The 13,071-nt window shown below is 74.0% G+C and carries 9 protein-coding genes; 2 read left to right on the top strand and 7 right to left on the bottom strand.

The features are described 5' to 3' along the window. Positions 1 to 28 precede the first annotated feature (28 nt). A complete protein-coding gene (locus DMH08_RS13485; RefSeq protein ID WP_125614229.1) occupies positions 29 to 478 on the top strand; it encodes an HIT family protein in 450 nt (149 codons plus the stop codon). Here DMH08_RS13485 and DMH08_RS13480 read toward each other — a convergent pair. From DMH08_RS13480 to DMH08_RS13460, 5 genes are all read right to left on the bottom strand, one after another. Continuing rightward, entirely contained in the window at positions 475 to 1,560 is a 1,086-nt protein-coding gene (locus DMH08_RS13480) for an acetate/propionate family kinase (RefSeq protein ID WP_233617568.1), read from the bottom strand. The genes DMH08_RS13485 and DMH08_RS13480 overlap by 4 nt on opposite strands. After that, complete coding sequence (locus DMH08_RS13475; RefSeq protein WP_125614227.1) at positions 1,542 to 3,887, bottom strand: phosphoketolase family protein; 2,346 nt, start codon at positions 3,885 to 3,887, stop codon at positions 1,542 to 1,544. The genes DMH08_RS13480 and DMH08_RS13475 overlap by 19 nt, the downstream gene beginning before the upstream one ends. 579 nt (positions 3,888 to 4,466) lie before the next feature. After that, on the bottom strand, positions 4,467 to 7,142 hold the full coding sequence (locus DMH08_RS13470; protein ID WP_051300592.1) for an AAA family ATPase: 2,676 nt from the start codon (positions 7,140 to 7,142) through the stop codon (positions 4,467 to 4,469). Positions 7,143 to 7,306: 164 nt separating this feature from the next. Beyond that, the gene (locus DMH08_RS13465) at positions 7,307 to 8,224 is read right to left on the bottom strand and encodes a serine hydrolase (RefSeq protein ID WP_233617567.1); all 918 of its coding nucleotides are present in this window, start codon (positions 8,222 to 8,224) and stop codon (positions 7,307 to 7,309) included. Further along, positions 8,221 to 9,189 (bottom strand): LysR family transcriptional regulator, encoded by a 969-nt coding sequence (locus tag DMH08_RS13460; RefSeq protein ID WP_125614224.1) that lies wholly within the window; start codon positions 9,187 to 9,189, stop codon positions 8,221 to 8,223. Before DMH08_RS13460 ends, DMH08_RS13465 begins: the two co-directional genes overlap by 4 nt. 136 nt (positions 9,190 to 9,325) lie before the next feature. On the opposite strand from DMH08_RS13460, the gene DMH08_RS13455 reads away from it, so the two are divergent. Further along, a complete protein-coding gene (locus tag DMH08_RS13455) occupies positions 9,326 to 10,993 on the top strand; it encodes a penicillin-binding transpeptidase domain-containing protein (RefSeq protein ID WP_125614221.1) in 1,668 nt (555 codons plus the stop codon). Here the strand turns inward: DMH08_RS13455 and bla are convergent. Further along, positions 10,990 to 11,967: a class A beta-lactamase gene (bla, locus tag DMH08_RS13450; protein WP_125614219.1), complete on the bottom strand. Its 978-nt coding sequence runs from the start codon at positions 11,965 to 11,967 to the stop codon at positions 10,990 to 10,992. The two genes, DMH08_RS13455 and bla, sit on opposite strands and share 4 nt — an antisense overlap. A gap of 75 nt (positions 11,968 to 12,042) precedes the next feature. Further along, complete coding sequence (locus tag DMH08_RS13445; RefSeq protein WP_026402257.1) at positions 12,043 to 13,056, bottom strand: LacI family DNA-binding transcriptional regulator; 1,014 nt, start codon at positions 13,054 to 13,056, stop codon at positions 12,043 to 12,045. Positions 13,057 to 13,071 lie beyond the last annotated feature (15 nt).

Here is a 13,071-nt window from a genome sequence, read left to right as displayed (position 1 = left end):
ACCCGGCCCGGCCGTTTAGGTTCACCAGGTGAACTGCCTTTCATGTGACAACAACGCCCGCCGCTTCGCGCTCCCGCCGCGCGAGCACGCCGCCTCCGACGACCACTGGCGGGTCGCGCACGCGTTCGGCACCGGAACCCCCGGCTGGCTCGTCCTCGTCCCGCTCCGCCACGTGACCGCGATCGCCGACCTCACCGACGCCGAGGCCGCCCTCCTCGGGACCTGGCAGGTCCGGCTGTCGCGCGCCCTCCACGCCGTCACCGGCTGCGCCAAGACGTACGTCGCCCAGTTCGCGGAGGCCGAGGGGTACGCGCACGTCCACTTCCACGTGATCCCGCGCATGCCCGACCACCCCGCCGAGGTGCGCGGCCCGCGGGTGTTCGGGCGCCTCGGGCGTTCGGAGGGGGACGACGTCGCCCCGGCGCATCGGGACGGGCTCGCCCTGCGGATCCGCCGCGAGCTGACCCGGTCGCGCTAGTCGGTGGTCAGGACGCGTCGGACGTCGGCGGCGATCTCGAGGTCCTCCCGGGCGGTGACGACCAGGGTGCGGACGGATGCGCCGTCGGCGGAGACGTCCGCGTCCCCGCGGGCGTCGGCGTTGCGGTCGGGGTCGACGGCGACGCCGAGGAACGCGAGGTCGGACGCCAGCCGGAACCGGACGGACGGGTCGTGCTCGCCGACGCCGCCGGTGAACACCAGGACGTCCAGGCCGCCGAGCGGCGCGGCCATCGCGGCGGCGCAGGCGCGGAGCCGGTGGTGGTAGACGTCGAGCGCGGCGAGGGCGGGGACGTCGCGGTCCTCGGCGAGCCGCCGCAGCTCGCGCATGTCGCCCGTCCCGGCGAGGCCGCGCAGGCCCGAGTCCCGTTCGAGGCCGTCGTTGACCTCCTCCCGGGTGAGGCCGTGCTTCATCAGCCACAGCGGGATGCCCGGGTCGATGCTGCCCGCGCGGGACGCCATGACGAGCCCTTCGAGCGGCGTGAACCCCATCGTGGTGTCGACCGAGCGGCCGTCGGCGACGGCCGCCAGCGACGCCCCGGCGCCGAGGTGGCACACCACCATGCGCGCCGGTGCGCCGCCGAGCAGCTCCCCGGCGCGGCGGACGGCGTACGCGAACGAGAGGCCGTGGAAGCCGTAGCGGCGCAGCCCGAACCGGTCGCGCCAGTGGCGGGGCAGCGCGTAGGTGGCGGCCTCGGCGGGGAGCGCGGCGTGGAACGCGGTGTCGAAGGACGCCACGGTCGGCACGCCCGGCAGCGTCCCGGTGATCTCGGCGAGGGCGTGCAGGGACGCGGGCTGGTGCAGCGGCGCGAGATCGGCCAGCTCCCGCAGCCGCTCGGTCACGGCCCCGTCGACCAGGACGGGCGCGGTGAAGTCGCTGCCGCCGTGGACGAACCGGATCCCCGCGGCGTCCGGGCGCGGCAGGTCGGACACGATCCCGGCCAGCTCCTCGCGGGGGCCGGACTCCTCGGCGACGAGCGTGTCATCGTCGTCGAGCACGCTCAGCTTCAGGCTGCTCGACCCGGGGTTGACGGTCAGCACGCGCATCAGTACGACCACGTCCATTCGCGGATCTCGGCGGCGTCCTCGCCGTGCTCGCGGGTGTGCGCCCGCAGCGCCAGGCGCTTGTCCGCCATCCGCTGCCGGACGTGCGCGACCCGCCCGCCCAGCGACGGCACCCGGTCGATGACGTCCATGACCAGGTGGAACCGGTCGAGGTCGTTGAGCATCACCATGTCGAACGGCGTCGTGGTGGTGCCCTCCTCCTTGTAGCCGCGGACGTGCAGGTTCGCGTGCCCGTGCCGCCGGTAGGCGAGCCGGTGGACCAGGTAGGGGTAGCCGTGGAACGCGAAGATGATCGGCTTGTCGGTGGTGAACAGCGCGTCGAACTCGGCGTCCGGCAGCCCGTGCGGGTGCTCGCTCGGCGGCAGCAGCCGCATCAGGTCCACGACGTTCACCACCCGCACCCGCAGTTCGGGGAACGTCTGCCGCAGCTCGTCCACGGCCGCGAGCGTCTCCAGCGTCGGGACGTCCCCGGCGCACGCCATGACGACGTCCGGGTCGGCGCCGCCGTCGCTGGACGCCCACTCCCAGATGCCGATGCCGCGCGTCGCGTGCGCCACGGCCTCGTCCATCGTCAGCCAGTTCAGGGAGGGCTGCTTCCCGGCGACGACCACGTTGACGTAGTCGCGGGACCGCAGGCAGTGGTCCCCGACCGACAGCAGCGTGTTCGCGTCCGGCGGCAGGTACACCCGGACGATCTCCGGCTTCTTGTTCATGACGACGTCGAGGAAACCGGGGTCCTGGTGGGTGAAGCCGTTGTGGTCCTGCCGCCACACGTGGGACGACAGCAGGTAGTTCAGCGACGCGATCGGCCGCCGCCACGGCAGGTGCCGGGTCACCTTCAGCCATTTCGCGTGCTGGTTGAACATCGCGTCCACGATGTGGATGAACGCCTCGTACGAGTTGAACAGGCCGTGCCGCCCGGTCAGGAGGTAGCCCTCCAGCCAGCCCTGGCACAGGTGCTCGCTGAGCACCTCCATCACCCGGCCGTGGGCCGCCTGGTGCTCGTCGGTCGGGAGCCGCTCGGCCGCGAACACCCGGTCGGTCGCCTCGAACACGTCCCCGAGCCGGTTCGACGCCGTCTCGTCCGGCCCCATGATCCGGAAGTTCGTCGGGTTCGCGCGGACCACGTCGCGCAGGTACGTCCCGAGGACGCGGGTCGGCTCGGCGGTCGTCGTGCCCGGCTTGCCGATCTGCACCGCGTAGTCGCGGAAGTCGGGCAGCACGAGCGGCTTGAGCAGCAGGCCGCCGTTCGCGTGCGGGTTCGCGCTCATCCGCCGCGCACCCTCGGGCGCCGACTCCCGGAGCGCCGCGACCGGACGGCCGTCCTCGTCGAACAACTCCTCCGGACGGTACGAGCGCAGCCACCGTTCGAGCTGCTCCAGGTGCGCGGGGTCGTCGCACACCCCCGCCAGCGGCACCTGGTGCGAGCGCCACGTGCCCTCGACGGGCTTCCCGTCGACCTCCTCCGGGCCCGTCCACCCCTTGGGCGACCGCAGCACGATCAGCGGCCACCGCCGCCGCTCCGTCGCGCCGCCCTCGCGCGCCGCGCGCCGGATGTCGGCGATCTCGTCGAGCGCCTGGTCGAGCGCCGCGGCCATCTTCCGGTGCATGGACGCGGGCTCGTCCCCGGCGACCAGCAGCGGGTGGTAGCCGTAGCCGTCGAGGAGCTGGACGAGCTCCTCCTCGGGGATCCGCGCCAGCACCGTCGGGTTCGCGATCTTGTAGCCGTTCAGGTGGAGGATCGGCAGCACGGCCCCGTCCCGCACCGGGTCGACGAACTTGTTGGAGTGCCAGCTCGCCGCCAGCGGCCCCGTCTCCGCCTCGCCGTCCCCCACGATGCAGGCGACGATCAGGTCCGGGTTGTCGAACGCGGCGCCGTACGCGTGCGCGAGCGAGTACCCGAGCTCCCCGCCCTCGTGGATCGACCCGGGCGTCTCGGGCGCCACGTGGCTCGGCACGCCCCCGGGGAAGGAGAACTGCCGGAACAGCGCCCGCATCCCGCGCTCGTCGTACGACACGTCCGGGTACACCTCGCTGTAGGTGCCCTCCAGCCAGGCGTTCGCGACCGCCGCAGGCCCCCCGTGCCCGGGGCCCATCACGTACATCATGTCGAGGTCGCGGGCCCGGATCACCCGGTTGAGGTGCGCGTAGCAGAAGTTCAGCCCGGGGGTCGTGCCCCAGTGGCCGAGCAGGCGCGGCTTGACGTGCCGCCGCCGCAGCGGTTCCCGCAGCAGGGGGTTGTCGAGCAGGTAGATCTGCCCGACCGACAGGTAGTTCGCGGCCCGCCAGTACGCGTCGAGCCGCCCGAGATCGTCGTGATGTGTCATATCGCCCCGGCACGTGCCCCATAAGCCCGCGTTCAATCCCGCACGCCCACCCGCCAGCCCGAACCCCGCCCCGAGACCGCCCGCAGAGAGAAACCGAGCCGACAAGCGACAGACCCACTTGCCCAGCCATCACCCCAGCCAGAGCGGACGGAAACCACTGCGATCGCGAGCGAAGCCAAGTCCGAGCGAAGCGAGAACTTGATCGCGCAGCGAGCCGCAAAGGCGAGTCGGAACGATGCAGCAATCGCACGCAAGGCCCGTTGAAGGAAGGCCGCCCCGCGGCCTGACGCCGAGGGCCTTGCAATAAAGAAGGCGGCGGCCGATCGCGCGACCGCCGCCTCCGCCCCACCCCAGCGGACCGGTGAGCCCTGGACGGGCCTGAATGCCCCAGAAGCCCGGTGAGCGCCGTGCCTTGAACTCTGCCGCCTACCGGCGAGTAGGTTCACACGATTCCCGCCCCGTTCGACGAGCGGCGAAGAACACACGTCCACCGGATCGCCGCCCGCGACAAGCGGTACCCCCAGAGCGACAACCGGTACAACCGAGCCGTCCAGCGGCCTGACGGCCGAGGGCGACGCCTTACAGGTAAAGGCCGTAGAACTCTTCCGGGTGTTCGAGCAGCGGCGGCAGGTCGTCGGACGTGAGGGTGATCAGCTCGTCCCGCGAGGGCGGGGCGGCGGGGGCGTCGCCGTCGCCGAGGGCGGCGGAGGCGACCCGGTCGGCCTGGTGGGCGACCGCGACGTCGAGGAGGTTGCGCATGAGCCGCCCGTTGCCGAAGGACGGCCCGCGGGGCGCGCGCCGCAGCATCGTGCGGAGCACGTCGCGGGTGCCGGGGGCGAGCCGGAAGCCGTCGGCGTCGGCGAGCTGCCCGAACACGGCGATCAGCTCGTCGTCGCTGTAGTCGGGGAAGTGGATCTGCTTGGGGAAGCGGGAGTCGAGGCCGGGGTTGGCGGCGAGGAACTCGGCCATCTCCTGCTGGTATCCGGCCACGACGACGACGAGGTCGTCGCGGTGGTCCTCCATCAGCTTCACCAGTTCGGCGATGGCCTCGTGCCCGTAGTCGCCCTTGAGCGGCGACTGCGTCAGCGTGTACGCCTCGTCGATGAACAGGACGCCGCCGATCGCGCGCTCCACGAGCCGGCGGGTGCGCGGCGCCGTCTGCCCGATGTACTCGCCGACCAGGTGGGCGCGGGACGCCTCCACCAGGTGCCCGGAGGACAGCACGCCGAGCCGCTTGTAGATGCGGCCGAGCAGCCGCGCGACCATCGTCTTGCCGGTGCCGGGGTTGCCGGTGAACACCATGTGCCGGGTCGGGGGCGTGACCCGCAGCCCCGACTCGCTGCGCAGCCGCGCCGCCTCGGTGCCCGCGACGAGCAGCGCGATCTCGTGCTTGACCGTGTCGAGGCCGGTGAGGTCGCGGAGTTCGGCGAGCGGGTCGCCGGTGGTGCGGGACGCGTCCAGGCTCGCCGGGATGTCGCCCTTGCGGACGACGAGTTCGCCGTCCTCCGAGCGGGCCTGGACGGCCGCGACGACCTCGGCGGCGAGGTGCGGGGCCAGCCGCGCGTTGCGCAGCGACTGCATCGGCGGCGCCGCGGCGAGCAGCTCGCCCGCGGCGTCGGCGGCCTGCCGGGTCGCGCGGGCGCCGTGCCGGACGAGCGCGCGGCGGAACAGCTCGGCGTGGCCCGCGGCGGTGAACGGGCGGGTGTGCGCGATGCGGAAGCCCAGCGGGAGCGCCGGGTTGATCTCCCGGATGCGGTCGTCGCCGCCCGCGTCGCACAGCGCGACCAGGTTCAGTTCGGGGTGGACGGCCAGGAGCCGGTGGAGCTCGGCGGAGAGCGCCTCCCCGTTGCCGGGGTCGGTGAGGATCTCGTCCAGGCCCTCGATGATCAGCAGCCGGTCGGCGGCGCACTCGCGGGCGTCCGCGTGCAGCCGCGCGACCGCGTCGGCGAGGCGCTGCCCGGCGAACAGGTTGTCGGTCAGCCACAGCGGGTCGCGGCCCAGCGCGAGCGCGCGGCCGAGCTCCTGCGCGGCGTCCCGCTTGCCGGTGCCGTCGGGGCCGGCGAGCAGCAGCCGCACGGCCTTGGTGCCGCGCGACAGCTCCTCCAGCGCGGCCGTCACCTCGGGCTGCTCGACGAGCGCGGAGACGAGGTCGGGGCGGCGCGGGCGGGCGCCCTCGCCCTGCGGCTCGGGCTCCTTCAGCGTCTCGGTCAGCGGGTTGACGATGCGGCGGCGCGGCGCGAACAGGCGCCGCAGGTCCGTCTGGAACTGCCCGACGGGGATCCACTCCGCCTTCGGGAACCACGGGTCGCCGGGGAGCCCCTGGACGGTCGCGATGAACCGCATCGCCATGTCGAGCCAGGCGCGGCACGCGTCCGCGGCGCCCGCGACGAGCGCCTGCGCGAGCCACGCGCGCGTCCGCTCCTGCCAGGCGCCCGGCTTGAACCCGCGCCGCTCGCCGGGGAACCGGCCGAGGATCTCGTGGTAGCGGTCCTCGCCGAGCGCGGCGGCCAGTTCGGCGGGGACGTGCTCCATGCTGCCCTGGAGCAGCAGGTGGACGAGGTGCACCTCGGGCGTCTCGTCCCGCGGGGCCGCCGCGAGGAGCGCCCGGTGCGCGGCGAGCAGCCCGGCGCAGACCCAGTCGAGGTAGCCGACGGGGCCCTGCAGTTCGGGCACCGCGCGCAGGATCGACTCGTCGGCGTGCCGGTGCCACAGCTCCCGCAGCTCCATCTTCGGGAGGTTCACGTCGCACTGCGGCGGGTCGTCGTAGAGGCGCAGGAGGGCCCTGCGGCGCTCCTCCAGCGGCTCGATGCCCTCCAGGACGGCCAGGCAGTCGCGCGCGAGCTCGATCGCGAGCTTGCGGTCGGGCGCCTCGATCAGCCAGTCCACCGGGGGGCGCCACCGGCCGCCGGGCGCGTCCCAGCGGGCCATCCGGTTGCTGAGCGGGCCGGGGTTCACCAGGTGCCGGTGCAGCAGCCGCTCCGGGAGCTGCGAGCGGGACCCGGCCTTGATCGCACCGCCGCCCGGCAGGAACGCCAGGATCCCGAAGATCTCCGCGGTGACCAGCGACGCGGGGAGCGTCAGCAGCTTGTGCTCGTCGGTGGTCAGCTCCGCGGCGCGCGGGTCGGCGGCGAGGGCGTCGATCCGGCCGGCGATCTCCTCGAACAGCCCGTCGGGCACCCGCCACGGACCGTGCGCGTAGACGTCGAGAACCGGCTCGTCGGTGAGCAGTAGCTCGAGATGCTCCGGCAGCCGCAACACAGTCTCCCCAAGAGTGATCAAAGCAGAGGTACAGCCTATGTTCAGTGAACGAGTGCTGGATTAGCGGTCGAACCGCTGAACGGTATAGGGACGGCCACGTTCGGTCAGTTCGCCCATTTTGGGGGCGTGCGGCGCGTCCGCCGTCCCGGCGCGGCCGCCGGTCAGGCGGTGACCGCCCGGTCGCGGATGTGCTCGACCGCCATCCGGGCGGCCGTGCCGATCACGGCGTCGCCCGCCGGGTGGACGGCCAGCGGGACGGGCGTCCGGGTGAACACCGCGACCGCGTACCGGCCGCCGTCCGGGTACTCCACGACGCCCACCTCGTTGCGGACGGTCGGGAGCGTCCCGGTCTTGCCGCTGACGACGACGTCCTCGAACGGGAAGCCGGACGACAGCCGGTGCGGCCACACCTGGAGTCCGAACATCCGGCGCATGGCCGCGCATTCCGCGGGCGGCGCGGCCTCGTCCCGCCAGATGAGCGACAGCAGCCGGGTCATCTCCCGGGGCGTGCTGCGGCTGGTGCGCAGCGGGTCCAGCGGACGGACGCGCGCGGGCATCCCGGGCTCCTCCAGCCGCGCGTACACCTCGCCGAGGCTGGTCGCGTCCGTGTCCCGGTACAGGTGGTCGAGCATCTCCCGGCCGCTGCCGGACACGTGCGTCCCGGGGAGCCCGAGCTCGGCGGCGGCCGCGTTCACCGCGGCCAGCCCGACCCGGTCGAGCAGGTAGTCGGCCGCCGCGTTGTCGCTCACCGTGATCATGAGGGTGGCGAGGTCGCGGAGCGACATCCGGACGTCGTCCAGCAGCGCGGACACGCCGGTCGGGCCGGACGTGCGGTCGGCGGCGGGCAGCGTCGCGGGCTCGGTCGGGTCGAGGGTTCCGGCCGCGACGCGGCGGTGGAACGCGACCAGCAGCGGCACCTTGAACACCGACGCGAGCACCACGGGCTCGCCCGCGCGGACGCCGACGTCCCGTCCGGTGTCGACGTCGACGGCGTGGCAGTGCCCGGTCACCCCGGCGTCGCGGAACGCCGCCTCGATCCACGCGGTCACCCCGGCCGTCCCGGCCGTCCCGCGGGTCACGCCAGGAACCCCGAGGACGGGCGCAGCACGCGGCGGGCGGGGGCGGGCGCGGCGTCCAGCGGCGCCATCCCGGCCTCCCGGCGCAGCACCGCGGTGGCGACGGCGGTGAAGTCGGCGATCGCCCGCGCGTGCTCGGGGTCGGCGGCGCGCCGCCACGCGCAGGACGTCCGCCAGGTCAGCGGCTCGCCGTGCAGGGGCCGCCACACCGCCCCGCCGCCGGGGTCGGCGGTGCGGGGGACGAACGCGACGGCCGTCCCGGCGAGGACGAGCCCGAGCGCGAACTGGGGGTGCCGCGCCTCGTGGACGGCGGGCGGCGCGTACCCGTGCCGGCGGCAGCCGGCGAGCAGGTCGTCGTGGGCGCCGGGCGCCTCGTCGCGGGGGAACGTCACGAGGTCGCGGCCGGCGAGGTCGGGCAGCCGCACCTCGGCGGCGTCCGCGAGGTCGGCGCCGGCGGGCAGCAGCACCCCGACGGGCTGGCCGAGCAGCGGACCGAGCTCCAGGTCGCGGGCGTCGCAGGGGTGCCGGACGACGCCCGCGTCGAGCGTCCCGTCGGCGAGCGCGCCGATCTGCTCGGCGGTGGAGATCTCCCGCAGTTCGAGGCGCAGGTCGGGGCGGCGCTCCCGGAACGCGGCGATCAGCGCGGCGACCGGCGGGCCGCCGAGGTCGCTCGGCAGCCCGGCCCGGACGGTGCCGATCTCGCCGCGCCGCGCCCGTTCGGCGAGGTCGTAGACGCGTTCCACGCGGGAGAGGATGTCACGGGCGTCGTCGAGCAGGAGCCGCCCCGCCGCCGTGAGCTCCACCTTCCGGCTCGTCCGGTCGAACAGCCGCACTCCGAGTTCCTTCTCCAGTCGCTGGATCCGCTGGCTCAGCGGCGGCTGCGCTATGCCGAGCCGCTCCGCCGCGTGGCCGAAGTGCAGTTCCTCGGCGACGATGACGAAGCAGTGCAAATGCCCCACGACGTTCACGACCGGCAACGATATCACTTCCGATATGCCTGTGACATTGATATCAATCTTGGACTTTCCGCTGGTCGGCTGCTGTTCTTGGGGCGTTCACGAGCGGCGACGACATACATTCGTCGCCAGGGAAGGAGAGTGACGGATGCACCGAACCCGAGTGGTGACGGCCGCCGCGGTCGCGGTCGCGGTCGTGCTCGCGGGGGCGGGTGCGGTGTGGTGGCTCCGGTCCGGAGACGACCCCGACGCCGCCGCGGAGGAGTTCCTCGCCGCCTGGAGCGGCGGCGACCACGCCGCCATGCAGGCCCTCACCCACCGGCCGCCCGCCGACTTCGCCGAACGGCTCACCCGCATGCACGACGACCTGGGCGTGACGGAGCAGCGCTACACCGTCGCGTCCGTCGGCGACGCGAAGGACGGCCGCGCCGGAGGGTCCTACCGGGCCGAGCTGACGCTGTCCGGCGGCCGCGTCTGGTCCTACACCGGGACGCTGCCGCTCACCGAGCAGGACGGCGAATGGCTCGTCCGCTGGTCGCCGCGGCTCCTGCACCCCGAGCTCAAGGACGGGCAGCGCCTCCGCGCCGCCCGCGCGTTCCCGCAGCGCGCCGACGTCCTGGCCGCCGACGGCAGCAGCCTCACCGCCTCGGAGTCCGGGTCGGCGCGGCAGCTCGCCGGGACGGTCGGCGCCGCGTCCGCCGAAAGCGCGCAGAAGATGGGCGCCCCCTACCAGGAGGGCGATTCCGTCGGGACGAGCGGCCTGCAGCAGCAGTACGAGAAGCGCCTCGCGGGATCGCCCGCGCTCGCCGTCCAGATCGTCGAGGGCGGAGAGCAGGACGGCGCCGAAACCAAGGTCGTCAAGACGCTCCAGCGGTTCGGCGGCGAGGACGGCGAGCCGCTGCGGACGACGATCGACCCGGCGATGCAGGCGTCCGCGAGCGAAGCGCTGTCCGGGGTGACCGAGCCCGCGTCGCTGGTCGCGCTGCGCCCGTCCACCGGGGAGATCCTCGCCGTGGCGAACAAGCCCGGCGGCTACAACCGCGCGCTGATGGGCGCCTACCCGCCCGGCTCGACGTTCAAGGTCGTCACCGCCGCCGCGCTCGTCGCGGGCGGGCTGTCGGCGGACTCCCGCGTCGCCTGCCCCGCCACGACCAACGTCGGCGGCCGCGAGTTCCACAACTACCAGTACGAGGACTTCGGGACGGTCCCGTTCCGCGACGCGTTCGCGCACTCGTGCAACACGACGTTCGCGCGGCTCGCGGTCGACGAGCTGGGGGAGGAGCGGCTCACCGAGGTCGCCGAGCAGTTCGGCTTCAACGCGCCGATCATCGCCGGGCTGCCGGCCGTCCGCGCGTCCTTCCCGAAGAACGCGGACGAGACCGCGTTCGCGTCCGCGTCCTTCGGGCAGGGCAAGGTGCTGACCAGCCCCCTCAACATGGCGGGCGTCGCCGCGGCGGCCGCCGACGGCACGTGGCGCTCGCCCCGCCTGGTCTCCGCCGAACTGGCGTCGCAGGCCCTGGACGCCGGGGGCAAGAAGCCCGCGGCGCCGCAGGAGCTGGAGCCCGCGGTGAAGAAGGCCCTGCACGCGCTGATGCCCGCGGTCGTCAGCGAGGGCACGGCGTCCGGCGTGGACTTCCCGTCCGGGACGGCGGGCAAGACGGGCACCGCCGAGTACGGCTCCGGCGAGAACCCGCCCGCCCACGCCTGGTTCATCGGCTACCGCGAGGACGTCGCGTTCGCGGTGGTGGTGGAGGGCGGCGGCGAGGGCGCCCAGGCCGCCGCCCCCGTCGCGGCGAAGTTCCTGAACGGGCTCTAGCCGACCCGGTGGCCGAGGCCGCGCGCGAGGATCGCCGCGGTCTCGGCGACCGCGGCGTCGTCGGCCTCGGCGTCCTCCTTCTTCGCGGTCGTCATGATCACCATGACCAGCGGGTCGCGGCCCGGCTCGGGCCACGCCACCGCGATGTCGTTGGCGTTGCCGTAGACGCCGCCGGTGCCGGTCTTGTCGCCGATCGTCCAGGAGTCGGGGAGGCCCGCGCGGATCCGCTTGTCACCGGTCGTGTTGGCCTTCATCCACGCGATGAGCTGCTCGCGGTCCTCCGGGACGAGCGCGTCCCCGACCGTCAGCTTGTGCAGGTTCGCGGCCCACGTGCTCGGGACGGTCGTGTCGCGCCGCTCGCCCGGCTTCCAGTCGTTCAGCGCGGTCTCCCAGCGGTCGGCGCGGCTGGCGCCGTCGCCGAGCGAGCGGAAGAAGCGGGTGAGGCCGGCCGGGCCGCCGAGCTGCTTCATCACCAGGTTCCCGGCGGTGTTGTCGCTCTGCGTGATCGCCGCGTGGCACAGGGCCGACACGGTCATGCCCGTGCCGACGTGGTCCTCCGTGACGGGCGACCAGTCGACGAGGTCGTCCTCGGTGTAGCGGATGACGCGCTCCATCAGCCCGGGGTCGGACGTCCGGGCCTTCTGCAGCACGCCGCCGCAGGCGATCGCCTTGAACGTGGACGTGTACGGGAACCGCTCGTCGGCGCGGTGGGACACGAACGCGCCCGTGGCGGGGTCGATCGCGTAGGCGCCGATGCGCAGGTTCCGCTCCGCCTCGAGCCGGTGGAGCCGCTTGCCGACCTCGGTCTGGGACGGTGCGGGCCGCGGCGGCGCGACCGCGGAGACGCCGCTCTGCGGCGCCGCGGCGCGGGGGGCCGGGTCCGCGCCGCCGCAGCCGGCGCCCGCGACGAGAACGGCGAGGGACAGGGCGGCCGCACCGGTCGCCCTCCGGAATCGGAATGTCGAAAGTCGCATGACGCAGAGAAGATCAAAGGCAGGGCGGCCATGTCCAATATTGATATTGGACGAAAAGCCATATGCGTTGCAATATCAGCCCTGGTGGGGAGGTGCGGTGGAGCCGCGGACGACCAGCCGGCCCGGAAGCACGCGCGGTTCCGGGCGCGTCCCCGCCAGCAGCTCCAGCAGCGCCGCCATGCCCTGCGCGCCCAGCTCCTCCGCGGGCAGCCGGACGGTCGTCAGCTCGGGCTCCAGCGCCGTCGCGAGCAGCACGTCGTCGAACCCCGTCACCGACAGCTCGTCCGGGACCGCCAGCCCCCGCGCCCGCGCCGCCTTGTACGCGCCCGCCGCGATGAGGTCGTCGTCGCACACGAGCACGCTCGGCCGGTCCCGGCGGGCCAGCAGCCGCCCCGCCGCCTCCTTCGCCGACGCGACGTCGATCTCGCACCTCTCCCGCAGCAGCGCGCCCCCCGGCACGTCCCGGACGACGTCCGCAAGGGCCTGCGCGCGCGCGTGGAACGTCCACTGGTCGACGCCCGCGGCCACGTGCCCGAACCGGCGGTGCCCGAGCGCCGCCAGGTGCCGGGCGATGGCCCGCATGCCGTCCGCGACCCCGAAGTCGACCGTCGGGACGTCGCCCTGCGGGCCGCTGTCGAGCATCACCGCCGGGGTGCCCGCGAACCCGGCGAGCGCCTCGTCGCCGAACCGGGCGGCCTCCAGCGACGACGCCAGGATCCCGTCGATCATCTCGTGCGGTGCGGCGAACGGGCCGTCCGGCGCGTTCCGCTCGTCCGGCCACGTCGACACCACGACCCCGAAGCCGTGGCTCGTCGCGACCCGCGCCGCGCCCGTGTAGACCGGGCCGAAGAACGGCGCGGTCAGCGTCGGCACCATCAGCAGGACGGTGCGGGTCGTCCCCAGCCGCAGGTTCCGGGCGGCCGGATTGGGCCGGTACCCGAGGCGCTCGGCGGCCTCGTGCACGCTGCGCACGGTCGCGGGGGAGACCCGGCCGGTCCACTTCCCGCCCATCACGAGCGAGACGGTGGACTGCGAGACACCGGCCTCCTGAGCCACGTCCTTGCTGGTGGGACGGCTGGTCGCCGGCACTGGACCCTCCTCGTC

This window comes from Actinomadura sp. WAC 06369 (genome assembly GCF_003947565.1).
In the GTDB taxonomy this organism is placed as follows: domain Bacteria; phylum Actinomycetota; class Actinomycetes; order Streptosporangiales; family Streptosporangiaceae; genus Spirillospora; species Spirillospora rifamycini.
This window is presented reverse-complemented; position numbering and strand designations above follow the sequence as displayed.